This is a genomic window from Mesorhizobium sp. B2-4-7, from assembly GCF_006442685.1.
Classification (GTDB): Bacteria; Pseudomonadota; Alphaproteobacteria; order Rhizobiales; family Rhizobiaceae; genus Mesorhizobium.
Map to the genome: position 1 here is coordinate 114,034 of NZ_VFVH01000014.1, position 24,739 is coordinate 138,772.

Consider the following 24,739-nt stretch of genomic DNA (forward strand, 5'->3'; position numbering starts at 1 on the left):
GATCAGCCCCGCGCCAAGGCGGCCGCGGCGGCGGATTCGACCGCGCTGTCCACGACATTCAGGCAGTAGGCGTCGATCTCATCGGCGTTCGCAACGCGCCGGCGCATCGGGGGTATGGGATCTCTGGCTCGAGCTTGCTCAAGACGCTCCGCCGGCCTCGTATCATCTCCCTTGCTGTGGGGGCCCATCCGTTCGGTTCGCAAGTAGAGCCAGCAAGGGCGGGATTCGGCGCGTACATAGCCTACGGCTTCTTGGGCGAGCTCATATATCGCGACCGGATCGTTGCCGTCATAGGCGAATGTGCGGACGCCGAACGGCTCGGCCCTGGCGACGATCGAACCGGAGACGGTCAGATGCTTGGGCGTCGTCTGGGCGATCTCGTTGTCCTCGATCACAAAGACCACCGGGGCGGCGAAAACAGACGCAAGGTTAAGGCTCTCGTATACGGCTCCCTCGCCCATCGTGCCGTCGCCGAGAAGGACCACTGCGACGGCGCCTTCGTCCTTTCGCGCCAGCGCACTACCAACCGCGACGGGTGCGATGCCTCCTTGGATGCCATTGGAGTGGAAGTTGCGGAAGCACAGGTGCTGGCTGCCGCCGCGTCCGCCGCAAATGCCGGTTACACGCCCCATGATCTCGGCTATCAGGCCCTCGACTTCGCCCGAATAGGCAATGAAATGACCGTGGCAGCGGTGGTTGCTCCAGACAATGTCGCGGTCCCGGTCAAGAGCGTTTATCACGCCAACCGCATTGGCTTCCTGTCCAATGGACGTGTGCGTCGTGCCGAACAGGAGACCTTGGGAAAAAAGATCGAGCAAGCGCTCCTCCACGAGCCGGATGAGCATCATCTGCTGATAAAATCGAGCCGCGGCTGGCAGTTCGAATCCGAGCAAACCACGCTCTGTAGGGGCAAGGGTGAGGTTCCGCGCTGCTGACGACGTCACTATCTGCAGCTCTGCCAGAGAAGACGCTGGAACGGTTTCATCCTTCCTGATCGCGCGTTCCTTTGTCATGCTGCCTCGAGCTGGCGCGAAGCCGTAACAAGGATTGACCGCGCCGTCGACGCGGCAGCCATGGTCTCCTCGGTCGTCCAGGACGGGTCGACCAGAAAAGCCATACTCGTTTCACCGAGCTGCCGTGCGATCGGCAGACGTTCGGGCGGCGCTACCCCGGCGTCCGCGAAGGCATGTTCAAGATAGATCTCAGAGCAGCTTCCCGAGAAGCATGGGACGCCGGCCGCATTGATAGCCGCAATCAACTCGTCGCGCGACCATCCGGGGGACAGCATCTCGGGCTTGATATAGAAATAGCATCGGTACCAGGCATGCTTATGCTCCGAACCGAGCTGGGGCGCGTGCAGCATCGGCAATTCAGCAAGCGTCCTCATCCAGATGCTGGCATTTCGCTCGCGTTGGCGAGTCCAGTCGGGTAGGCGCTCGAGCTGCCGCAAGCCAAGCACTGCCTGGATTGATGTCATGCGCCAGTTGGTGCCGATGCTGTCATGCAGCCAGCGAAACCCTGTCGCCCTATGGGGGGCAAAGACCAGATCGTAGTTCTTGCCGTGGTCCTTGAGGCTCCAGGCAGCGAGCCACAATTTCTTGTCGTCCATTGCGACAAGCCCACCTTCGCCGCCCGTCGTGATGATCTTGTCCTGGCAGAACGAGAACGCCGCTATGTCGCCGAAGGAGCCAATCGGTCGTCCGTTGTATTCGGCTCCATGCGCCTGGGCGCAATCTTCGATGACTTTTATGCCGCTGCGCTTTGCGAGTTCCATGATCGGCGCCATGTCGCACGGCCAGCCGGCAATATGCACGACGATCACTGCCTTTGTTCGAGCCGTTATCTTCGGCGCAATCGTCTCGGCGGAAAGGTTGCCCGAACTCGGGTCGACATCCGCGAAAACGGGCGTGGCGCCGGCAAACATGACGCAGGCGGCGGAGGCGACGAAACTGCGGGGCGTGACGATCACCTCGTCACCGGCGCCGATGTGGAGAATCTTCATCGCAAGATCCAGCGCGAGCGAGCCGTTGGCCAGCGCCACCGCGTGACGTCGGCCGAGGCTGCGCGCATAGGCGCGTTCGAAGGTCTTCACATGGTCGCCGGTCCAGGCGTTCACCTGGCCGGATCGCAAAACCTCTACCACATCGGTTATTTGTTCTTCGTCGTAGATTGGCCAGCGTTTCATCGCAGAATACTCCAGCTAGGATTCAAATGACGTTTCGCAGAAGGACAAAGGCCTCGGCCGCCCTCAGATGGGCGGCGGTGCCCCTGACGATCGCAAGCGCCCGCAAGGTTTCGATCGAACGCTCATGCGGGAAATCTCTGATCTGTGAGGCGAACATCGACGCAGCTTCGAGTTTGCGGTCCAGCGTCGATGCGATGTCTATGAAGACGTTCGGCACGAAGCTCGGCGTCACATAGGGGGCATTCCAGTTCGTTTCGGAGACGGTCTCGTAAGCCATGATCGTCCGCGGATATTGAGATTGGGTCGGGCGAGCCGCTACCAGCGATGACAGGAAGATCAGCTGGTGGTCCATGTGCACATCACCGACGAAAGGGATGAGCAACGTATCCGGCACGACATCCCGCAACAGGGTCAGCAGCGCCCTGTTGAGCGTCGCGTGCGGCGTCTCGGCGATCTGCGCAGCCGGCAGATCAAGCCAATGCGTCTGTTGCACGCCCAAACAGGCATGCGCCGCCTTGGCCTCGCTGCGAACCCGTTCCGTCATCTCCTCTGTGAAGGCGGGCGGGCTGCCTCGCGTAACCACTGCGACATGAACTTCTGCGCCTTGGGCAGCCATCCGGGCTATCGTGCCGCCACACCCCAGGACCTCATCATCGGGATGCGGTGCGATCACCAGAAGTCGACCGAGTGCTGGGTTCATGGCCGGACCGTCCCGGCGGGCATAGCCTTCAAAGCGTGGTCGACATGGCGGCGGTCGACACGTTCGCCCAACAGTGCCACTTGGACAGTCAGAACCAGTATGTGCAGATCGAGCCACAGGCTGCGGTTGCGCACATACCAGAGGTCGAGCGCTAGCTTTTCGCTGTTGGTGAGGCGGGTATTGCCGTTCACCTGTGCCCATCCGGACAGGCCGGGGCGGACCGTGCCGCGAATACGCCCCAGCTCGCCGAATTCGGCGATGGTGGCCGGGAGCAACGGACGGGGCCCCATGAAGGCCATGTCCCCCCTGGCGATCGAGAGAAGCTGCGGCAGCTCATCGATGCGGACGGAGCGCATCAATCGCGTGGCCGGCGTCTCACGCAAAGCGTCGGGGAGCAGCATGCCATTCCCGTCTCGCCCTTCGTGCATCGTACGAAACTTGCAGATCACGAACGGGCGACCTTCCAGCCCGCTGCGAGACTGGCGGAAAAACAATGGACGGCCGACACTGGCCCAGACAATGGCAGCAGCCACGAGCCATAGCGGCAGGCTGAGAACCAAAAGGATCACCGCGGCGATACGGCTTGGTATGGCCCGGCCAAGCGGAACGCGCGCAGTCCAGCCGCCGGAACGTACTGTTGGGGTGCTGAGGCCGATCATTGCGACGGTCCGACCTGGACGGAAGAGGTCGTCGCCAAGGTAGTGGCTGAACGGCTTGTCGTGTCCTGGGCGCTATCCAGGCGGTTTATTGACACAAGGATCGTATCTCCGGCCGCAACCGGATCGTCGAGGGTCGCCACCTTTGTGGCGGTCTGGCCATTTACCTTGCGGCGAATCTGGTAGGTGAACGTGATGGAGTTGTTGCTGCGTGTCTGCTCCGCGGCCAGCGAGCTCAACAGCAGGATCTGTTCCTCGGTCGATTCTCGAACCGCGATCAGGCGCTCGATTTCAGAGTTGTGGGCCTGGAGATCCGTCAACGCCGTGTGTGTCCAGGTCTGGGTGGCGTCATCCAGGTCGCGCTGCAACTGGCTCAATTCGCGGCGCACCGTTGATGCCTGATTGTAGATTTCAAGCAGATGGGATTGCTGCGTGGTCGCTTCGCGCTCGGCGTTCGAGAGGTCTGTGATTGTGACGAGACCTTTCTTGTTGAGGCCCCTGATGCGATCGAGATCCGCCTGTGCCGAAGCGATCACTGTCTTTTGTATGTCCGAAAGCTGTTGAACATTGGCGAGGGCAACATTTACTTCTTCGATCCCCGCCGAGAGCTGCTTGCGACGTGTCGTCAGCGCATGTTGATCTGCTTCAAGGATGCGCTGCTCGGTAGGAAGCAGCGTCGCGAGCAGGTTGGCGTTCATGAGGCCCTTGATCTTGGCAGGCAGATCCAGTTCCGAGATCTTGTCGCTGTTTGCCAATTGGGCCTTGATGCGCGCAGCGGCGACCGCCTCCTTGGCGATCTCCACCACGCTTTCATCAAGAGCTCCGCGCAATCGGGCGCGTGTTACGACGCGATCCTCCGCCGTGGCTCCCCCGGTCGACTGGCCGCCCGCAAGCGCCACCGCCTGCTCCACATTCAGTGCCGGCTGGTAAGGAAACGAGCCCGGCGCCTTTACATCCCCAAGGACGAAGATCGGGCGGAAGCTCACCACCGCAAGAGCTATATGCGGGTCATTGAAGAGTTCACGCTCGATGAATGCCTTACGGATACGACTCAAGGCGTCGGGCACCGTCAGGCCGCCGACTTCAAAGCTGCCGATCAGCGGAATGTTGATCGCGCCATCGCTGGCGACCGTGAGTTGTTCGGCGGGAAGCGCGTCGTCGATGAAGTCAAACGACACCACATCGCCGACCGAAACCTTGTAGTCATCGTCCGCCGCGGCCCAGGCATCAAGCTGGGAAATCAGAATCGCTGCAACCGCAAGGATCGCAATACTGGCAGATCCCAGTGCTTTCGCAAGGAATGTACTGGTCCACGCGCCTGTCGATCGCCTGCTCCGCGCCGCATTGCAATAAGATGCCATGGAAGCCCACCATAGAATTTTCCTGCAAAGACCCTAGCGACACCTGCGCGAGGACAATGAGTCATACCTTTGGTGGAGCGGTGACAACCTTCGGTCTGGTTCCCACCTAATTTGGCTAACTGGATGTCGACTGCAACCAACGTATGGTGCGGCTGGATACTGCCGGACGATTGAATGCTTCCTCAGGGCGGAGCGTTGCAGACAGCTGGGAAGCCTGCGTGCACACAAGTGTTCTTCACACCATTACCAGTCTCGACGTCGGCGGCGCTCAGGTCATGCTTGCCCGTTTTCTTGGCCAGGTCGACCAAAATCGCTTCTCGACTTCAGTTCTGTCCCTGCTTTCACCCGGTCCGGTGGCTGCAAACGTAGAATATACAAGATCGGGGCTCGTTTCGCTCGGCATGACGGAACGGCCGCGACCGCGCGATGTCGTTCGGCTGACGCGGTCGATAAGACGGGCGGCCCCCGATCTTCTTCACGGGTGGATGTATCACGGCAACGTCGCGGCAACGCTCGGCTCGATGCTAGGGCTCAATTTCTCGCCGGTCATCTGGAGCATCCATCACACGGTTCGAGATCTCGCCGACGAGAAACCATTGACGCGCCAATTGATACGGCTCTCGGCCCGCCTGTCGAGGCGCACCAGCGCGATCTCATATTGCTCGCGCGTCGCCGCCGATGATCACGAGCGCCTGGGCTTTGATCCGCGCCGGAGGGTGGTTATCCCGAACGGGACGGATTGCGATCAATTTTCCCCCTCGGCCGACGCCGGTGCGAAGCTGCGCCGCCTGTTCGGCTTGCCGCCCGGACGGCTGATGATCGGCCATGTGGCACGCTTCCATCCCATGAAGGACCAGGTTAGCCTGGTCCGCGCCATCAGCCGGCTCCTGGAACAGGGATACGACGTTCAGGGCATATTTATCGGGGAGGGACATGCCGACGGCCCGGTGCGGCGCACCGCCCGTGAGCTCGGCATAGACGACCGCATTACCACGCCGGGCATCCGCGCTGACATCGCCGACCTCATGCCGGGCTTCGACGTCTACGCGCTTTGCTCGGCTTGGGGCGAGGCATTTTCCCTTGCCGTAGGCGAGGCGATGGCCAGCGGCGTGCCGGCGGTGGTTACCGCGGTCGGCGACTCCGGCTGGCTGGTCGGCGACAGCGGCGTGGTCGTTCCACCGGGGGATAGTGAAGCTCTGGCCGCCGGATTGATCAGGCTTGTCAGCCTTGAACCCGCCGAGCGCCGCGCCTTGGGTCAACAAGCGCGTCGTCGCGTCATGGAGAACTTCTCGCTTTCCCTTTACGTCGGCAGGCACCTGGAACTCTACGAAGCAGCTCTAGGGCGTCGTCGCCATATCCGATAGGAGCGGCTGGTGGTTGCTGTGCACATGAATGGTCGAGATTCTCCTCGCGCCCCTGTGGACTATGCGATGCGCCGCAAGCGCATCGTCGTCATTGCGAGCCTGACGCGTTCGCTTGTCAACTTTCGTCTCGAATTGTTGAAGGCCATGGTCGCTGCGGGGCATGATGTCATTGCGCTCGCCCCCGATGAAGATGAGCGGGCGATCGCCGGTCTCAAGGCAATTGGCGTGACCTTTCGACAGATTCCGATGGCCAGGACGGGTACCAGTCCGCTGGCCGATTTGCGAACGCTCAAGGCGCTTTACAAGCTCATTCGCGGCTTGGCGCCCGAAATCGTCCTGGCGTATACGATGAAGCCGATCATCTATGGTGGATTGGCTGCCCGCCTTGCCCGTGTACCGCGCCGGTTTGCGCTCTTTACAGGCTTCGGCTTCATATTCAGCGGCAGCATGACGGGACTGCGCGCAACCATTTTGCGCCGGTTGAGTATTGGTCTCTACCGCTCGGCTCTGGTCGGCTGCGAAGCAGTTTTCGCTTACAATGACGCCGACGCTTCCGACATCCGGCGCCATGGGATGGTTTCTGCGACGACGCCGGTGATCATGATCCCGGGTTCAGGAGTGGACCTGACACTGTTTGCCGCAAGCCCCCCACCTTCAGGGCCTCCCGTCTTCCTTCTGATCGCTCGCTTGCTTCGCGAAAAGGGAATTGCCGAGTTTGCTGCCGCCGCGCGTATCCTGAAGACCAAGTACCGCGCTGCACGCTTTCAGATTCTCGGGCCCTTCGATCCCAGTCCCCTCTCCATCTCGAAAGCCGAAATGGACCAGTGGACCAAGGAAGGCGCCGTTGAATATCTCGGCGAAACACACGACGTCGGTCCCTATTTGACCGCGTCCACCGTGTTCGTGTTGCCGTCCTATTACAGGGAGGGCATTCCCCGCAGCGCGCTGGAAGCCTTGTCGACCGGTCGGCCGATAATCACGACCAACGCCCCTGGCTGTCAAGAAACGGTGATCGAGGGCGAGAACGGTTTCCGGGTCGAGCCGCGAGACGTGGAAGCTCTCGCCTCGGCGCAGCGGGCTTTTCTCGAGGATGAGGAACTCGCCGCAAAGATGGGCGCCAACTCAAGAAAGCTCGCGGAAGACCGGTTCGATGTTCACAAGGTGAACCAAACCCTGCTCGAGGCGATGGGGATATAGTCGGCCGCGCCTGATCGGCCGCGCGGCCGATGGCGGTCAAGCGGGAAAATAACGACGAATCTGCTGCCGTTTCAAATAGGCTTTCCGCAGGGCACCACGGGCCTGTCGGAAGGGGTCGACGCGGTTGAACACCCAGCCGATCGATGGACCGCCGGCGAACCGCAGGCGCTCGACAACCTGGGAGAGAGCCTCTTGCGTGGTGTTGTCGCACGCGGCCACGACCACGACGGTATCCACCGAGGCGGCAATCCTGATTGCGTCTTCGACGACGAGCACAGGCGGCGCGTCGATGATCACCACGTCGTATTCGAGCCGGAACGCCTCCAGCAATTTCGCGAATTGGCTGGAATTGAGGAATTCAGGCAGGGTCTGGTCGTCGGCAGATGGCGCCAGCACATCCAGTCGCGGAACTTCAGGAAGCGTCTGAACGATCTCTGCCAGGGTGCAACCACCATGTAGGTAGTCGTTGAGTGTCTTGTCGGCGGGCCCAAACTGCATGGCGCTATGGATGCTGCGGGTTCGCAAATCCAGATCAATCAGCGCTGTCAGGGCGCCGTCCATTCCAGCTGCCACGGCGAGGCCCATGGCCGTCGTTGTCTTGCCTTCCTGTGGTAGTCCTGAACTGACCAGGATCACCTGTTTGCTCCGGCCACCGTTCATCCGGGTGCAGGCCATGTACAGCGACCGGAAGGCATCGGAGAAGGCCGACCGTGGTTGCGACAACAAGGTTTCAAGAGGAGGCGTGGCGCGTTGCAGGAATTTCTTGGGCAGTTGCGGAATCGACGCCAGCAGTGGCGCACGGATAAGCTTCGATACCCGTTGTGACTCGCGTATTCTCACATCCATGCTTTCAAGCGTCAGCACAAGGATCAGGGCTAGGATCAGCGACGCGGCGAAACCGCCTGCCGTCATCAAACGAAGTTTGGGAAAGGAAGGGCTCGTCGGAATCTCGGCAGCGGAAACCGTCCGCACGCCGGGCTCGACCGCCTCGGAAAACGGATCGAGGCTGCCAAGCCTGCCTGATACGAGGTCGTAGAGCTTCTGCTCGGTCGACAATTGGTTGTTCAGTTCCCGAAGCTTCGCTTCCGCCAGGCTCCTTTGCCGTAGTTGCTCGTTGGACTCCTCCAAAGTCTTCGCGAGTTGGTTGACCCTGCCTTCGTTGACGCGGACGTCGTTTTCCAAGATTGCGATCGTACGCAGCATCTCCTGAGAGATCATCGCGCGGACGGCCGCTACTTTTGCATCCGCCTCCTGGACCAAGGGATGATTGCGCCCGTAGTTGCTGGCCAGTTGCGCGCGATCCCTCATCGCCGTCGCTTCGTCGTTGCGCAGGGACGTCAGGAAGTCCGATGAGAGCAGGGGATCGACGTTGGCGCCCGCGTCGCCGGTCTTGGCCGCCAGCCTGACCTGGGCGAGGCGCGCCTGCGCTTGCGTGTATTCACCTCTGGCGGTGCTGAGCTGCTCGTTGCTTTGCTGGATTGAGGCGCGCAGCAGATCATCGCGTGGATCGCTGGATACGCCGTGTTCTCGCGCATATTGGGCGATCTGGCCTTCTATGGCGGCTATCCGTGACGCAAGCTCCGTCGATTGCTGCCTCAGAAAGCTAACGGCGTCCTTGATGTCCTGCCGCTTGTTGTCCCGGGACCATTCCACGAACAGTTTGGCCGTCGCATTGGCTATCAGGGCCGCCCTCGACGCGTCGTCATTGAAAAAGGAGATCGTCATCGCCGAGCTCTCTCCGGACCGGTCAACCGAAACGCTCGACAGATACGATGAAATCGCCCGATCTTGCTGAACCCCCTTCGATGGCAGCGACGCGGGATCCTGCGGGTCGGCGCCGGCGACAAGGCTCCATAGCGCTCGCGGTATCGAGACGATCAAGCCGACGGCCTGTGACAGCAGTCCAGGGCCCGAATCCGAAGGGGAAGCTCGGCTCGCGGCTGGTTTCAGATAGGTGTTGAAGTCCGGGTCCTTGATGAGGTCCAGTCTGTCGACGACCAGGCTGGCAAAGACACGAGAGGTGATCAGATCCGCCTCGGTGTCCATTCGCGACTTGTCGGGCTGTTGATTAGGCTGCGCTTGTGCGGTGTCGAGAGGATTGGGATCGTCGGATTCGACAACGATCATCGAACGAGCGGTGTACGTCTTGGGAAGTTCCACAGCCGTGATGAGCGCGAGAGCGGTGCCGGTACTCACGACCGCAAGGATCAAGGGGAGGCGCCTTCGGAAAAGCGTGTAGAGCTCGCGCGGGCCGAAAGTGCGTTCCTTCGACGGCTCAATCGGCTCTTGAAGGAATGGTTCCAGACGGCTCCACACGCTGTTGTCGTCTATCAAGCTCACAGATCCCGCCCCTTTTTGTTTGTCTTCGACTGGTCCAAGCCGGCCCTGCCACATCGGACCTGGAGGCTACCCAACATCGAATTCGCGACTTACCGCGACGACAGTTTTAACATGGTTGCGCGGCCGCAATCGCGCTCAAGAGGCTTAGCCGCAAAGGCGACATCATCCAAAAGGATAGCGTAACCGGCCCGGGCCCTATCTTGGCAGATAGGCTGAACTGCAGGCCCAATGAGGGCTGGCGAAAAGGACTCTCAAGCAGATTCAGGAGTGAGGATGAACTACGCCAGGGCTCCTCGCCATTATTGGACAAGGCCCGGCCCCAAACCGGCCGTCACATCGTTGCCAGAGGTAGCCGGGAGACTCGGGCTCTGGTTCGCCGTGGCGTCCGTCTTTCTCACGCCCTTCAATATTCTTCGGTTTGATGCATTCTATTTTACCATCAGCGACGGCTTCGCTCTCGCGGCCGTATTCGCAGCCATACTCGGGAAATCCTTTTCGATCTCTCCCTTGGGCGCGGGGACGTTTCTATGGAATATCGGCATCGCCCTACTATGCGGGATGCTGCTGCTAAGCAGTCTGATCCACGGAGATCCGCAGCGAGGCTTCATCATCTCGGCGCAATATCTGTACGCTTACTTTCTCCTGGCCTTCATGATCGTGTCGAGGCCCTGGGCGGAAATCGTTCTCTTGATGAAATCATTTCTTTGCTCGATCGCCGTGATGTGTCTGCAGGGGATAGTGATAATCGACATCCTCAAGCAACGCGGCACCGTCTTTGTCAGCGGCAATGGTCGTTTCCAGGGTTGGGTGGAACGCGAGAATGAGTGCGCAACGCTGATAGCGCTCTCTGTCCCGCTAATGTTGTGGCTGGTGGCGTCAGGTTGCATAAGGCCTCGCTGGCTTTGGGTCGGACTGCCGCTTTTTGGTTATGGCATTATTTTGACAGGATCCAATACCGGCCTGATCGGCCTTGTCTTTGCGGTCACCATCTTCGTAGTCGCGACGGGCTCGTGGCGCCGCATCATTTCTTTAGCGGTGACCTCGCTCGCCGCATTCTTCATTGCCGTTACCTGGGGCCGCGACTTCTTGCCCGAGGTCTTCCAACACCGCGTGCTGAATGCGCTGCAGAATGGTGACCTCGATGAGGCTGGCACGTTTGCAGACCGTATGCGGCTCATCCATGAGGCCATTGGCAAAGCGGACAATAATTCACTGCTTGGTATCGGTGCCGACCAGTATCGGCAGGTCAGCGAATTGCACGCCCCGGTCCACAACACCTACCTCCTCATATGGGTCGAGGCAGGGCTGCCCGGATTCATCGGTTTTCTGCTCCTGCTCGTGGCAGGCATCACCATCGCCATCCTTGCCGCTCGGAGTCGTGAAGGCAAGGTATCCGCCATTTGCACGGCCACGACAGTTCTCCTCTTCGCGGCGCTGGCAAATGCGCTACCACATCTTTACAGTCGTTTCTTTCTCGTGCCTCTGCTGCTTGGAATGGCGCCCAGTGTTGCGATTTTGCGCGACGGCCCAGCTTCAAGAACGGTCACGCGCTTTCTTCGCGGTACTCGCTCCAAGTACGGTCGTTCGCGGCCTTTCCTACGCAGGCCGATCTAAGGGGCCCACCAGCCGAGCTTTCCAGCTCCTACAAAGGCTAAAATCGGCGCACCCGGAAGATCTGGTCAGGGTCTCCCCATGGCAAGAGCGAGCGATATATAGAAGCTATTTCGCCGGCTCTGATGCTTGCGCGGAGATGAAACGAGCGAGGGCGAACACGCCCTCGACGAAGTCTTCTCCCTCGATAAACCGGCCCTCAACCCAGCGTCCCTGGGTATCCTGACTGTCGACGAGCTGACGCACCTTTAAATTCAGTTCGCCAGCACTCAACTCATCCGCGGCACTGATCCACAGTCGTTGACGTGAAACTCTCTGCCCCCGCGTTGCACTCTCGAGCCGAGCGAACACCGGCTCGATCTCTGCACCGGTTTTCATGCCGTAGTGTTTCAGGAGGTCCATGTCGTCGAACGTCACTTGGCCGCCCTCATCGATGTAAAGCGGCCGGTTGGTGTTGAGTTCGTAGAAACGTGCCCAACTGCCGTCGGACAGGCGCGCCGCCTGTAGCCAGGTGGCCGCAGTCGTCGCCGCGTGCAGCAACCGCGCATCCCTGTTTTGCTCGTTCAACTCGATCAGGTAATCGATGTTGCCGGCGGTTTCGCGCGAGACGACCGCTGGCGGCTCAAACCTGCGTCCCCAAACCGGCTGCATGGAACGATCGTAACCCTGAGCCCAGCCCTGTTGTGGCGCGGGCAACTGGGCTGCAAGGAGAAAATCACCGACCTTCTCCGCCGTCTTGAGATATGCGGGATCGTGATATGTGCGGTAGGCGTTGAGAAAGAGACGACCCATATCGCGGGGAAGATTGTCATTGATGATGAAATAGGGCGGACGATCAGGCTTCTGCCACTCGTGAGACCAACTGGCCGGAATACTCGCCTTGGCCGCAGCCTTTACATCCGCCCCAGGCGCGGCTCCCTTGAAGAATACCGGGAAGGCCCCATTCGGGTATTGCACCCGCATCAATCGATGAAGCGCCCTGTCGATGCAGGAACGGACGTCCGGATCCGAACCGCCGCTCGCCAGGTCGAACCACATCAGAAAATTCAGCACGCTCTGTGTGTTGTTGTCATCGAGGACAGTCTCGTTGCGTTGCGGATTGTCCTTGATATCGCGACAGGTATTCCCGCCCAACTTCAGTGCGCGGTAGCACCATGTCGCCGCCTTTTGCGGGTCGGTCTCGATCTTGTAAAACCATCCGCCGGACTCCAGCTGAGTCTTGACCAGAGCGGTTGCCACGACCTGGGCAGACTGAAGCCATTGCTTGTCGCCGGTAACCTCGAAAATGCGCAGGAACGCAGCGCCGACAGCCGGCGTACCAGGCGGCTGCACCCAGCCAACGCTCGCGGGCACGGTACCGCCTTCGCCCACCCTCTTTTGGCCGTCGAGGGAATATTTCCATACATAAGTTCCCGCTACACCGAGATGATCGCGGAAATAGGCCCCGGCAGCCTCGACCGCCTCCCGTGCCTCGGCCACTGTCGGCTGAGGTTGAGGCGCCCCGGCCAGTGCAGTGCCGCACGACAGCGCGACAAACAGAGCCGAGGCAATATGCCTTAGCACGGCAGCGCTCCCGCTGGGCCTCAAGCGGCCGCCTCGTGTGGACGCGTGGTTGCCTTGGCTGAACCGAGGATCACATGAGGCACGAATGGCGCCGTCACCGCCGCCGCAGGCTTGGCTTCGTCTCTGCGGTAACTGGGAAGCATATCCGCAACAAGATTTAACACTCCCTCAGTGTCGCCGGCCCTCGCCAAGCGACGCAATTGCGAAAATCCCTTGCGAAGCGTGTCAAGCGGCATCGCGTTGGGCACGGCGCCCAAGACTCCGGAAATCGGAACGTCGACACGTCTTTCGCTTTCGTCGAAGAGTTCCTCGAACAGCTTTTCTCCCGGCCGGCAGCCGACAATCTTGATCTTGATGTCCTCATCCGGCCGAAATCCCGCGAGCTTGATCATGCGGCGCGCCATGTCGATGATCTTGATTGGCGCACCCATGTCGAGAACGAAGATTTCGCCCTGTCCGAGTTTTTTCTCCAGACCATGGGCCGATGCCTGCAAGGTCAGTTCAACCGCCTCGCGTATTGTCATGAAGAAGCGCTTCATCTCCATGTCGGTCACGGTCAGCGGACCGCCGTGGGCGAGTTGGCGCTTGAACAGCGGGATCAGCGACCCGCTTGAACCCAGAACATTGCCGAAACGAACGGTCATGAAGCGGACGGGGGTATCGCCGGCGGTGAAGGCGAGGTCCAGGGACTGGCAGTAGAGTTCCGCTAGGCGCTTGGTAGCGCCCATGACACTGGTCGTGTTCACAACCTTGTCGGTGGATATCTGGACCATTGCCTTGGCGCCGCAAAGGCGGGTCGCTTCTGCCACGTTCATAGTACCGATGACGTTGGTAAGAATGCCCTCACAGGGATTCAACTCGACCATCGGCACATGTTTGAGCGCCGCCGCGTGGAAGACCAGGTCAACGCGATGGCGTCGGAAAATCTCGCCCAGGCGAACAGGGTCGCGTACGTCGCAGATATATGGCTTCCGGCGCACATTCGGGAATTTCTCCGCCAATTCCAGATCGATGGCGTACAGATTGTACTCGCTGTTATCGATCAGGACCACTTCGGTGGGACCGAGCGCGGCAATCTGCTGCGTGAGCTCTCCGCCGATCGAGCCCCCGGCGCCGGTGACGACGATGCGCCTGTTTTCGATCATTCGGGACAATGCATCTTTATCAAGAACCGCCTGCGGCCTCTCCAGAAGGTCGGTAAGTTCGATGGGGCGCAAGTCGAAGCGACTCTGATATTTAGGATTGCGCAGTTCCAGGACCGGGGCGGGGCGAGAGACAGCGATGCCCAGACGGTCGGCCCGGTCGATCAGCGCTTCAAGCATCGGATCGACGAGGCCAGGCACCCTTTCGGTGAAAATCACGTGGCGGGGCTTGATGCCGCGACCTTCCAGATCGCCGATGACCATGTCGAAGTCTTCGATGCTGCCCAGAACCGGCACGCCGCGCAGGAAATAGCCCTCTGTCGTTGCGCCATTATCGAGCACGCCGACCGGCCAATGGCGTGCATTCGGATCCCGCTGCAGCGCGCGAATATAAAGATCGGCCGCATCGCCTGCACCGATTAGCAGCACAGGGACCACGTCGCGTCCGTTTCTCGCTCTGTTCGCAGTCGGACCAAAGCGGCTTAGCTCAACGAGCTTGGAGCGGATGCGAACTGAAATAAGCAGCGGCACGAGCAACAGAAACTGGATCACTATCACCGAGCGCGGGATCGAATCGAGCCGTGTAGCCACAAACATCAGGAACACGAAGGCCAGCGATGTGACGAATGCCGCGCGAACGATACCGAGCATGTCGCCGACAGAAGCATATCGCCAGTTGCGGGTGTAGAGGCAAGTCACCGGGAAGACCACGGCGCATGTAAGCAGGAAGCAAGGGAGTGCGAAGAGCAACGAAGCGTGGCTTTCCGGACCGGTGAATTCTCCATCAAGGCCCAATCGCATGAATGAAGCAAACGACAGTGCCGCCAGCGCCAGGGCCAGATCGATGATGTAGAGATGAAGGTTCTTGCCAACGGCCTTGGCGCGCCCGGTCACCCGCCGGCGCAAGTAAGACAGCACATGAACAATCGTCCGCGGTTTGCTGACGAGACGGCCGAGAGCGATCGCAGTGGCCAGCAAAAGGGATTGGCCTCCCAGTGGACTGATTGCCTCAAACGGCTGATCTGACTGGCTCATTCTAGACCTCGACAAAGCTTAGCCGCCGCGCCCCAAGAGAGCGCGTCAAGAGATGCGGCTGTTTGAACTCGCAGGCACAAATCCGTGCCTGCCAGTCCCTTGCTCAATCAAGAACAGGTTGGCCTGCAATCGTTCGGATTCGAGGCTACGATCTTATCGCTGCTATGGGGCGCTTTACCCGCTTTCTAAGCAACACATGCTTTTGTGCATGGGGGGGCTATCGGAACTGCAAGCGGACTTTGCCGCGTTAATCCAAAGAGGTACTCCCATCAGTCCGGGCCAGCCAGCTAGCTAGGTCTCGCTGCACCGACGCAATGGCTTACAATGGCGGAGATTAAAATGGTCGCTTGAGTTTCGGTCCGGCGGTCCCGTTCTTCGGGCACTTCATTGTTGACGCCGCCAATGCGCCAAACTCACGCTAGCAGAGGAAGCTTTCTATGCTCGGACAGTTGAAGAACAATCTTCGCGACGCTACCTTTTTCCTTGGCGAAGCCGTCGTTCCAAAGAAAATACGCTACTCGGGTCCCCTGGGAGCGTTGCGCCGCCAGATGATCTTTTGGTCGCGAGACTCCTTTGTGCTTTCATACCCGAAATGCGGTAGAACGTGGCTGCGCACCATGGTTGGCCGCGTCATCGACAAACACTACGGCCTTAACCTGCAGAATCCGATGGAAATCCAGCATTTCTGGAAGATCTCATCGAATATTCCCTGCATCGGCTTTTCTCACGACGACAGCCCAAACCTTAAGCGTCCCAGCGAAATCCAGGTCGATAAGTCAAAATATTCAGGAAAAAAGATCCTATTTCTGGTTCGGGATCCGAGAGACGTGCTTGTTTCATATTATTTCGACGCAACGCACCGAATGAAGGTGTTTGACGGAACGATCAGTGAGTTTCTTGCCCAGGATGTCGGCAGCATTGATTCCATCATAGCGTTCTACAACGCTTGGGCGCACAACCGCGATAAGGTGAAGGCATTTCAAATGCTGTCCTACGAACATATGCGCCAAGCTCCAAAATCGGCGCTTCGCACGGCGCTAGATTTTCTGGGCATTCAGGGCGTGCCGGAGATGATCCTCGATGAGGCGACAACCTTTGGCTCTTTCGAGAATTTGCGAAAGATCGAAATGGCAGACGCTTTCGGTCACGAAAGAATGCGCCCGACGGACCAGTCGAACCCCGACAGTTTTAAGGTGCGCCGGGGTAAAATTGGCGGTTATGTCGACTATTTCAACAGAGACGAGATCGCTTACATGGATGAGAGAATTTCCAGCTCTTTGGACCCGTATTTCGAAATATACCACCGCAAGGCATAGCGTCGAGCTCTACTGCAAGGGGAAGCCTTGTCGCTTCCGTGCTGGGACGTCGCATAAGACTTCCCGGTCGAAAAAGTCCACGGCTCTTCCTTCGCCTGTCATCGGTCATTTCCCCACCGTGCTTTGATGGCGTCCATGATCAAAACGTTGAGCTTGGACGCCCCGGTCTCGCTGAGATGGTTATCGTCCCGATAAAAAATCTGAGAGCCTCGATTGGCGAAACAGCGCTGTTGATCGCAGAAGGCCTTCTCCGGATACACACGCACGAGATTTGGATCGGATCCGACATTATCGTATAATGCGTATGTCCGTTGCGTTCGCCGGCGGAAATCCCCGTAGGAAACCGAAATCGGGTCCGCCTGCATATAAGCTGCAGGATCGTTCTGGCGTCTGGCCCGCATGAGAAGCACCTGCGGGACGTTCCAACCCATCTCCGGGACAGGATAGACTAAGACAACTTTCACCCCGCGCTCCAGAAGTGTGTTTATGGTGCGGGAAATGGCCGTGGCGACTGCAGCCGGATCGGCGGGCCCGGTTTCACCCAGCTTGGCCAAATGCGGGTGATCGTCGCCCGGCTCGATTCCCCCCTCGCCATTGTTGTAACGGCTCTGCTCCACGAGAATGGGGAGACGCCACAAGAGCACGGCTATCGGTCGCTTCAGCCTGCCTACGTAGTCGAGCCTCTTGTCATTGTAGTCGCCTGGACAACCCGGTTGGTCCACGTCAACCCTTTGCAGACCGAGGAGAAATACGCAGCCGCCTCGATTGAGCGGTGTGAACGAGGCGATATCTCGGTAGTCATCGAGGCTGTCTCGCATCGGACCAAGCAGAGTGCGAGCGTGAGAGTCACCTAAACTAACAAGAGCATAGCCCTCGGGATTCGAGCCATGAAAGGTACAAGGGCCCTGTTCAGGCGCAAAGTTGAGACAGCTCTTCCCGTTCTGAAAGATCTGAGCCTCGCGAATATCGGATGCAGCGGCAATCGGGGCCAGGCCGTCCGCAAAACGGCTTGGCATGCCATTTTGGACATACCAGTAGTATCCGCCGCCGCTGAGTAACACGGCCCCCAGTGAGGCAATCAGCCATATAACGCGCTTGCTGGTTCGCTTTCTGCTGCGAGTCGGCATCTCAACGAAGCGGTAAGTCGCAGTGGCAAGTATGACAGACATCAAAATCCAACAAAATACCATCGTTCCATCGACAGAATTGGTCACACTCAATCTGCCGAAAGCAAATATCGGCTGGTGCCAAAGGTAGAGGGAATATGATATCAGGCCGACAAATACAAATGGCTGGGAGGAAAGCGCTCGTGTAATGGGATCGCCGTGCCCTGTATACCAGATAAGCAATGCCGTTCCTGCAACCGGGATCAACGTTACAAGTCCTGGGTGATGCCACTGCGGCCTCATCAGCGGCACCGAGCAGATCAGGAGCGCCAAACCGACCGCAGGCGCGACTCGCGAAGAGCGCATCGACACAAGCCGGCCGCCAGTCAATTCACGTCTTGCCAGAAACACCCCCAACCCTAGTTCCCAGATTCGGGTTGGCAGTAGAAAAAAAGATGCGTCCGGGAAATGCCGCGTCATCCACTCCGCAAGAATGAACGAAACGACGAGCCCAATGCACAGGATGGCTGTTAAAAATTTCCGAGAAAATTTCCACACCAGTAGAAGAAAGCAAGGGAAGATCACGTAGAACTGTTCTTCGACCCCCAAGCTCCAGGTGTGAATTAATGGACGAAAAAGATTGTCGGCTGCGTCATAGCTCGCAACATGCCAGAAATATAGATTGGAGGCTGAAAACACGGTTGCCAAAAGGCTCGCCGAATAGTCTCTAAAGGCACTCGGCAGCATATATAGCCAAGCGAAGGGGATCGTTACTGCTAAGACGGTATACAGCGCAGGTAGGATCCGTCTCGCGCGACGCTCGTAAAAATTGGCGAACGAGAAAGTCCCATCCATGACTTCCCGCTGTACAATCGAGCCAATCAGATAGCCGCTAATAACAAAAAAGACATCAACGCCAATAAAACCGCCCGCAAAGGGGTCAAGGCCCGCGACGCGAAGCCCTGAATGGTAGAGGATCACCAGAACGACTGCGATCGCCCTCAGGCCGTCAATTTCGCGGCGATATCCAACTTGACCGGCCGGGGTCGTGGCCACGATCCCACTCTGGGCAGCTCCCGTGTCTTGGTTCGCATTGCGAGCAGGATGATGGGCTTCGTACGGCAGACCTCGATCAATGCCGGGGGAACCATATGTCAATGGCGCAGCTGACTTTTCGTGAAACTCACTCATGTCAAAGGAGGCCCTTCCCTTGGATGCGTCTATCAGGATGCCGGCGTGCTGACGCTCGGATCGGCCTGAAGCTGCTGCTGCAGCCAGGTCGTTGTGCTTTTTGCGGCTCCGATGACAAGGAAATCGATGTGCTCTACCCGCATTGCGAAAATCCTTTAACCGCCGATTTCGCTGGTTAGGTCGGTCGCCAAGCCGGCTTTGCGGGAGCAAAGCGCCCTGTCATAGATCTTCATGACATTTTCGACATGGCGGTGCGTGCTGTAGGAGAAGAAGGCGTGGTCGCGGGCTGCATCGCTGATCCGGGCCCAGAGCGGCGGATTGGACAGCAACCGCGATAGCGGCTCCATGAAGGCCCCGGCGTCTTCCGGTGTGACCAGAAATCCGGTCCGCCCGTTCTCGATAGCTTCCGGATTGCCGCCATGATCGGTTGCAACCACCGGCGTCCCAAGAAACATCGCCTCGATAAGGGTTCGGCCGAAGGGCTCTCCCATGGCGGGAACCACCAGAACATCCGTTGCCGCGAGGAAAGGTTCGATCGGGTTGCGAAAACCCATGAAGCGCACCGTTTGGCCGAGCCCGCGCTCGGCGCAGCGCACGCGGGCGGCCGCTTCAAGATCTTGCGAGCCCGCGGGTGAATTCCCGAACACGCAGCCGACGACCGGGATTTGCGGATGCTCCCGCACGAAACGATCAAGGATATCGATGAAGAGGAGCGGCCGCTTTCGTTCGATCAGCCCGCCGATGAAGCTCAGGACGCGTGTTCCTGGTGCAAGGCCTAGCTCGTCCAGAAGTGCGGCCTTGGCCGCGATCCTGTCAGGCACAGTCGACGGATGGTCGAAGGGACTATGGATGACGCTGAGCCGTCCCTTGAGGGATCTGATCGGATGCCGCGGTCGCGAAAATCGCGACACCGTCACCATGCGATGCGCGATGAGCGGCGCAAGCACGTTAGCGCCCTTGGCGTCGGGGTCGCCGCGATGATGCCAAACCAGCCGAGCACCTGCCAGCCTCGCCGCAATGCCCCAATTCACATGCGTCCTGCCGTCATTGGTGTGAACGATATCGAACTTCTGCTCCTTGATGAAACGCCGCATGCGCGGAAGCGTACTGGTCAGATAGGTCATGACATCGCCGGGGATTATTCCCTTTCCAGGCGAAGTCGTCGGCAGCGGAAAACCCGTGAAGGGCTGGCCCTCCATTTGCAGAAAGGCCGCCAGAGGCCCGGCCGTTTCCTGAAGCACCAGAATCGGAACGACCTTCGATGTATCGAGGTTCTGGATGAGCTTGAGCGCCGAGATGTGGCTTCCACCGACATCATCACCGATAAATGGAAAGCAAACCCGTATCGGCCCTTGGCTAGCTCCTCCAACCATCGCCTGTTACCCGGTCGCGGTTCCGAGGTAGCTGCCTCGTTCGAGGTAGCTGACGATCACTTCCGCGGCCTCCTCGGCGCTCAGATCCGGCGTAACCGTGATCTGTGGCGCTTCCGGGCGCTCATAGGGACTGCCGATGCCCGTGAAATTCTGGATCAACCCATTTCGGGCGCGTCGATAAAGGCCCTTCGGGTCGCGGCTTTCAGCGACCTCCAGTGGTGTGTCGATGAAGATCTCGATAAACTGCCCTGGGCCGAAGAGGTCGCGCGCCATCCGCCGCTCCGCCTGGAATGGCGAAATGAATGAAGTGAGCGCTATCAGCCCCGCGTCGACCATCAGCTTGGCGGCCTCGGCGACGCGACGAATGTTCTCCACGCGATCCGCGTCGGTAAAGCCGAGATCTCGATTCAAGCCATGGCGAACATTGTCGCCGTCCAGAAGGTAGGTGTGCCTGCCGATCGCATGGAGGCGCTTCTCCACGAGATTCGCGATCGTCGACTTTCCGGAGCCCGACAGGCCTGTGAACCACAGCACCACGGGCTTTTGACCTTTGGCGATCGCCCGCGCATTCATGTCGACATCCAGTGCTTGCCAATGGACGTTGTTCGCCCTGCGCAGACTGAAGTCGATCATTCCGGCACCGACCGTGTGGTTGTTGATCCGGTCGATGACGATGAACGCGCCGGTTTCGTGCACGTTGGAGAACGGGTCGAAGGCGAGCGGTGCCTGTGTCGTCAAGTTGACGAAGCCGACGTCGTTCTTCTCGAGGGTTTTTGCTGCCAGTTTTGCAAAATTATTGATGTCAACCCGGTGTTTTATCTGCGTAACGCTCGCACCCACCACGCTGGTGGCGAGCTTGATCAGATACGGGCGGCCGGGGATCAATGGATCCTCGTGCATCCAGAGCAGATGGGCCGCAAACTGGTCTGACACTTCCGGGCGCTCCGCCGCCCCCGCCAGGACGTCGCCGCGAGAAACGTCGATCTCGTCTTCGAGCGTCAGCGTGACAGCCTCGCCGGCCGCTGCCTCCGACAGGTCTCCGTCCTGGGTGACGATGCGCTTGACCAGGCTCGTCACGCCGGATCGTGCCACGACCACACGGTCTCCCGGCCGGATCACGCCGGCGGCGATGGTGCCGGCAAACCCGCGAAAGTCGAGGTTCGGGCGATTGACCCATTGCACCGGCATCCGGAAAGGCGCGCTACGGCGGTCTCGTTCCACCTCGACGGTTTCCAGATGCTCGATGAGCGTCGGGCCCCGATACCAGGGCAGGTTCTCGCCTTTCGAAAGAACATTGTCGCCATAACGCGCCGACAGCGGGATGGCATCCAGAGACGCGAAGCCAAGCGGTTCCGCGAAGCTTCGATAGGTCGCCTCGATCTCGTCGAATACCGTTTGCGAATAATCGACCAGGTCGATTTTGTTGACCGCAAGGACGACATGCCGGATTCCGAGCAGCGAAACGATGAAGGAATGTCGGCGTGTCTGGGTCAGAATGCCCTGCCGCGCATCGACAAGAATGATCGCCAGGTCGGCATTGGATGCGCCAGTAGCCATGTTGCGGGTGTATTGCTCATGGCCGGGCGTGTCGGCGACTATGAATTTGCGCCGTTCCGTGGCGAAGAAACGATAGGCCACGTCGATCGTAATGCCCTGTTCGCGCTCGCTGGCCAGACCGTCGACCAGAAGGGCGAAGTCGAGATCGCCGCCGGTTGTGCCGTGGCGTTGGGAATCGCGGGTAAGTGTGGCAAGCTGGTCTTCCATCAGCAGCTTCGTGTCGTAGAGCAGCCTGCCGATCAGCGTCGACTTGCCGTCGTCCACGCTGCCGCATGTCAAAAATCGCAGCAGGCTCTTCTTCTCGTGGACAGCAAGATATTGCGAAGTGATCTCGTCTATCGAAGAAGATTCGAGTTCCGTGGTTTGAGCAAAACCCAGCATCAGAAGTACCCCTCGCGCTTTTTCTTTTCCATCGAGGTTGCCTCGTCATGGTCGATCAGCCGACCTGATCGCTCGGAGGTCCTCACGACAAGCATTTCCTGGAGCACTTCGGGAACAGACGCGGCAGTGCTTTCAGTGGCCGCGGTGAGGGGATAGCAGCCAAGCGTGCGGAAGCGTACCGAGCGCATTTCGGGGGATTCGCCTGGGCGGAGCGGCAGACGATCGTCGTCCACCATGATCAACTGTCCGTCGCGCTCCACCACGGGGCGTTTGGCCGCGAAATACAGCGAGACGATGGGGATGTTCTCCCTCATGATGTACTGCCATATGTCGGTTTCGGTCCAGTTCGAGAGAGGAAAGACCCGGACGGACTCCCCTGGTTTCAGCCGGCCGTTGTAGAGGTTCCATAGTTCCGGGCGCTGGTTCTTTGGATCCCAGCCATGGCTATCGCTGCGCAGCGAAAACACCCGTTCTTTCGCGCGGCTCTTTTCCTCGTCGCGCCGCGCGCCGCCGAAAGCGGCGTCGAAGCCGAGCGAGGTCAGTGCCGATTTCAGCGCCTCCGTCTTCATGATCTGCGTGTAGGTCGACGAGCCATGTGTAAATGGCGTGATCCCTTCGGCCAGGCCGGCCTCGTTGCGACGCACCAGCAGCTTCAGGCCAAGCCGCGCGACAGTCTCGTCGCGGAAACGGATCATTTCTTTGAATTTCCACGTCGTGTCGATGTGGAGAAGGGGGAACGGCAGTTGCGACGGATAGAAGGCCTTCATCGCGAGATGGAGCATTACGGCCGAGTCCTTGCCCACCGAATACAACATCACCGGGTTGCGCAGTTCGGCGACGACCTCGCGAATGATATGGATTGATTCAGCCTCGAGTCGTTGCAGATGTGTGAGCCACGAAGGAGAGGAAGGCGAGCGCCGCTGCGCTGCAGGCAAAGTGACCAGGGCTTGAGGTGCCTGGGCTTGAGGGGCAAGAGCTTGAGGTGCAAGAGACATCTAGATCGCCTTTGAAGGGGCAAGACTTGCTTGGTTGAGAGCGTCCGCCGGCGGGGTTTGCCGGTCGGGATGATGGGCGGTCTTGAGCGCCTGTCGCAACGAAAGCGCCAGGCCGAAGGCCCACAGAATGCCCAGGACGATATGGGCAATATTGCCCCCCATCGCGCCGATCCGCGGGATGAGCAGGAGGGCCGTCACGTGGAAGGCGGCTGTGGCAACGACAACAATGCGCAACACCTCACGTTGCCGGCCCATGGCAAGCAGCGCCGAGCGGGCGGCTGAGCCCGAAAGCACGAACGTGACCGCCACCATCTGCACGATGACGAGGCTGGCTGCGCCTATGAACTCCGGTCCCGCGGTCCAGGCGAGCAGCGGCCGGATGAGCACCGCCACGACCAGGACGCAAATGACGCCAAAGCAGAGCAGCATGGCTTCGGTCTGAAAGATCACCCGCTTGAATTCCTCGATGCTGCCTTTTGCCCAAAGGCGGGCGACATCGGGATAGAGAACGTTTTGCACCTGCGGGCCTACTTGCTGGCCGACGCGGCCTATACGCTTGGCGATCTGGTACAAGCCAGCCGAGGCCGGGTCGGCTAGCCATCCCACCAGCAGCGTATCGAGTTCTTGCGCGCTCGCGCGCAAAGTGAGTGAGATGTTCGACGACCACGCGAAATTCCAGATGCCAGGGAAGCGGCGTGTGATGCCGGCCAAAGGCGCGCCCAGGACATTGTGGACACCCTGCCTGTGTAGCGCGCGCATGGTCAGCGTCAGGAGCGCCAGGGAGCCGAGGATCTGCGTTCCGGCCCAAACCGCCGTGAAGTAAGCGAGATCGCCGTTGAGCAGCACGCCGAGCAGACACAGCAATACGCGCAGAACGGCGTTGAGCAGCTGCCCATAGGCGAGGAGGCGAAAGTTGCCGGCCATGCGTTGGACAGCCACGGGGACGCCGGAAATCTGAAATAGCAGAACGCTGGAGTAGAGAACAAGAAGATGCACAATTTGCGTCGACCAACCGAAAACCGGCGCAATGAGAAGGGCCGCGCCAATGGCGACGACCCAGGCGCTGACAGCGGCGCCGACATCGATAAGCAGGCCGAACTTCATGAGGACGCGCAAATTCTCGTGGCCCTCGGATGCGTTCATGCCGGCTGCGTATTTGATAATTGGCTGCCACGACTGGAAGCTGACAACGCGCTCGACGACCCTTGTGAACGCGATGATCAATGCAAGCTCACCATAGTTCGTCACGCCAAGCGCTCGTGCTGAAAGCGTAAAGGCTACAAGCGCCAGCAATGAGCCAAGAAAATTGCCGGTCAGAAGGTGTGCGATATTGGCCAGGCGCGTGCGGCCCGCACTCTTGCGCCTGGCAGCTTGCAGCACCCGTCGAGCCAGTCTTCCGATCATCGCAACCGTAGCCAAAGTCGCCCCGCTCATTCTTGATCGGCAGTACGCGTCCCTTGGTCGTTCTCCGGGATTGTTTCTGCCGATGCATCCATCATCGGCAGAAACCAGAAAGCCGCCACGACCAAGTTTGGTCCTGTCGCAACCCCAATAAGCTAGGACCTGATCGCCGCTACGACCGATGGCCTACCCCATTAGCGGTAGCAGCTTCATGGCCGTTTTATCGCTAAATATATGCGGAACAAAAAAGTAGAACTATAAGACA

General features: G+C 59.4%; 17 protein-coding genes and 1 pseudogene. 4 read left to right on the plus strand and 14 right to left on the minus strand.

Annotation, left to right across the window (positions count from 1 at the left end):
- Nucleotides 1-2 precede the first annotated feature (2 nt).
- Genes FJ946_RS28410 through FJ946_RS28430 form a run of 5 tightly spaced genes read right to left on the minus strand, consistent with a single transcriptional unit; the run spans nt 3 to nt 4,902 of the window.
- Nucleotides 3-1,013, minus strand: coding sequence for a thiamine pyrophosphate-dependent dehydrogenase E1 component subunit alpha (locus tag FJ946_RS28410; RefSeq protein ID WP_140567285.1), 1,011 nt, complete (start codon nt 1,011-1,013; stop codon nt 3-5).
- Nucleotides 1,010-2,185: a DegT/DnrJ/EryC1/StrS aminotransferase family protein gene (locus FJ946_RS28415; protein ID WP_140513507.1), complete on the minus strand. Its 1,176-nt coding sequence runs from the start codon at nt 2,183-2,185 to the stop codon at nt 1,010-1,012. The genes FJ946_RS28410 and FJ946_RS28415 overlap by 4 nt, the downstream gene beginning before the upstream one ends.
- A gap of 22 nt (nt 2,186-2,207) precedes the next feature.
- A complete protein-coding gene (locus FJ946_RS28420; RefSeq protein ID WP_140498445.1) occupies nt 2,208-2,885 on the minus strand; it encodes a PIG-L deacetylase family protein in 678 nt (225 codons plus the stop codon).
- On the minus strand, nt 2,882-3,544 hold the full coding sequence (locus tag FJ946_RS28425) for a sugar transferase (protein WP_140567288.1): 663 nt from the start codon (nt 3,542-3,544) through the stop codon (nt 2,882-2,884). The genes FJ946_RS28420 and FJ946_RS28425 overlap by 4 nt, the downstream gene beginning before the upstream one ends.
- The gene (locus tag FJ946_RS28430) at nt 3,541-4,902 is read right to left on the minus strand and encodes a polysaccharide biosynthesis/export family protein (RefSeq protein WP_140498443.1); all 1,362 of its coding nucleotides are present in this window, start codon (nt 4,900-4,902) and stop codon (nt 3,541-3,543) included. Before FJ946_RS28430 ends, FJ946_RS28425 begins: the two co-directional genes overlap by 4 nt.
- Nucleotides 4,903-5,045: 143 nt before the next feature.
- On the opposite strand from FJ946_RS28430, the gene FJ946_RS28435 reads away from it, so the two are divergent.
- The gene (locus tag FJ946_RS28435) at nt 5,046-6,266 is read left to right on the plus strand and encodes a glycosyltransferase (RefSeq protein ID WP_140525318.1); all 1,221 of its coding nucleotides are present in this window, start codon (nt 5,046-5,048) and stop codon (nt 6,264-6,266) included.
- 66 nt (nt 6,267-6,332) lie between these two features.
- Nucleotides 6,333-7,463: a glycosyltransferase family 4 protein gene (locus FJ946_RS28440; protein WP_140498441.1), complete on the plus strand. Its 1,131-nt coding sequence runs from the start codon at nt 6,333-6,335 to the stop codon at nt 7,461-7,463.
- A 36-nt stretch (nt 7,464-7,499) separates the two neighbouring features.
- Here the strand turns inward: FJ946_RS28440 and FJ946_RS28445 are convergent, their stop codons facing one another.
- Nucleotides 7,500-9,797, minus strand: coding sequence for a polysaccharide biosynthesis tyrosine autokinase (locus FJ946_RS28445; protein ID WP_181167733.1), 2,298 nt, complete (start codon nt 9,795-9,797; stop codon nt 7,500-7,502).
- A gap of 279 nt (nt 9,798-10,076) precedes the next feature.
- Here FJ946_RS28445 and FJ946_RS28450 point away from each other — a divergent pair, with 279 nt between their 5' ends.
- Nucleotides 10,077-11,417 (plus strand): O-antigen ligase family protein, encoded by a 1,341-nt coding sequence (locus FJ946_RS28450; protein ID WP_181165376.1) that lies wholly within the window; start codon nt 10,077-10,079, stop codon nt 11,415-11,417.
- A gap of 105 nt (nt 11,418-11,522) precedes the next feature.
- Here the strand turns inward: FJ946_RS28450 and FJ946_RS28455 are convergent, their stop codons facing one another.
- Together FJ946_RS28455 and FJ946_RS28460 are read right to left on the minus strand one after the other, a co-directional pair.
- Complete coding sequence (locus tag FJ946_RS28455) at nt 11,523-12,977, minus strand: hypothetical protein (RefSeq protein WP_140567293.1); 1,455 nt, start codon at nt 12,975-12,977, stop codon at nt 11,523-11,525.
- Between the two features lie 20 nt (nt 12,978-12,997).
- A complete protein-coding gene (locus FJ946_RS28460) occupies nt 12,998-15,154 on the minus strand; it encodes a nucleoside-diphosphate sugar epimerase/dehydratase (RefSeq protein ID WP_140567295.1) in 2,157 nt (718 codons plus the stop codon).
- A 437-nt stretch (nt 15,155-15,591) separates the two neighbouring features.
- Here FJ946_RS28460 and FJ946_RS28465 point away from each other — a divergent pair, with 437 nt between their 5' ends.
- A complete protein-coding gene (locus tag FJ946_RS28465) occupies nt 15,592-16,470 on the plus strand; it encodes a sulfotransferase domain-containing protein (RefSeq protein WP_140513519.1) in 879 nt (292 codons plus the stop codon).
- Between the two features lie 98 nt (nt 16,471-16,568).
- Here FJ946_RS28465 and FJ946_RS28470 read toward each other — a convergent pair whose 3' ends face one another.
- The 6 genes and pseudogenes from FJ946_RS28470 to FJ946_RS28495 all read right to left on the minus strand — a co-directional run bounded on the left by FJ946_RS28470 (nt 16,569) and on the right by FJ946_RS28495 (nt 24,477).
- Nucleotides 16,569-18,767 (minus strand): acyltransferase family protein, encoded by a 2,199-nt coding sequence (locus FJ946_RS28470; protein WP_140567298.1) that lies wholly within the window; start codon nt 18,765-18,767, stop codon nt 16,569-16,571.
- A gap of 50 nt (nt 18,768-18,817) precedes the next feature.
- Nucleotides 18,818-18,910 (minus strand): annotated as a pseudogene (locus FJ946_RS31370) (sulfotransferase); the annotation flags it as partial.
- 12 nt (nt 18,911-18,922) lie between these two features.
- Complete coding sequence (locus FJ946_RS28480) at nt 18,923-20,140, minus strand: glycosyltransferase family 4 protein (RefSeq protein ID WP_140498434.1); 1,218 nt, start codon at nt 20,138-20,140, stop codon at nt 18,923-18,925.
- Between the two features lie 6 nt (nt 20,141-20,146).
- Nucleotides 20,147-22,078 carry a sulfate adenylyltransferase subunit CysN gene (cysN, locus tag FJ946_RS28485; RefSeq protein WP_140567301.1) on the minus strand — a complete coding sequence of 644 codons (1,932 nt, stop codon included), beginning with the start codon at nt 22,076-22,078 and terminating at the stop codon, nt 20,147-20,149.
- The gene (gene cysD / locus FJ946_RS28490; protein ID WP_224619688.1) at nt 22,078-23,073 is read right to left on the minus strand and encodes a sulfate adenylyltransferase subunit CysD; all 996 of its coding nucleotides are present in this window, start codon (nt 23,071-23,073) and stop codon (nt 22,078-22,080) included. Before cysD ends, cysN begins: the two co-directional genes overlap by 1 nt.
- Nucleotides 23,074-24,477 (minus strand): lipopolysaccharide biosynthesis protein, encoded by a 1,404-nt coding sequence (locus FJ946_RS28495; RefSeq protein ID WP_224519136.1) that lies wholly within the window; start codon nt 24,475-24,477, stop codon nt 23,074-23,076.
- Between the last annotated feature and the right edge of the window lie 262 nt (nt 24,478-24,739).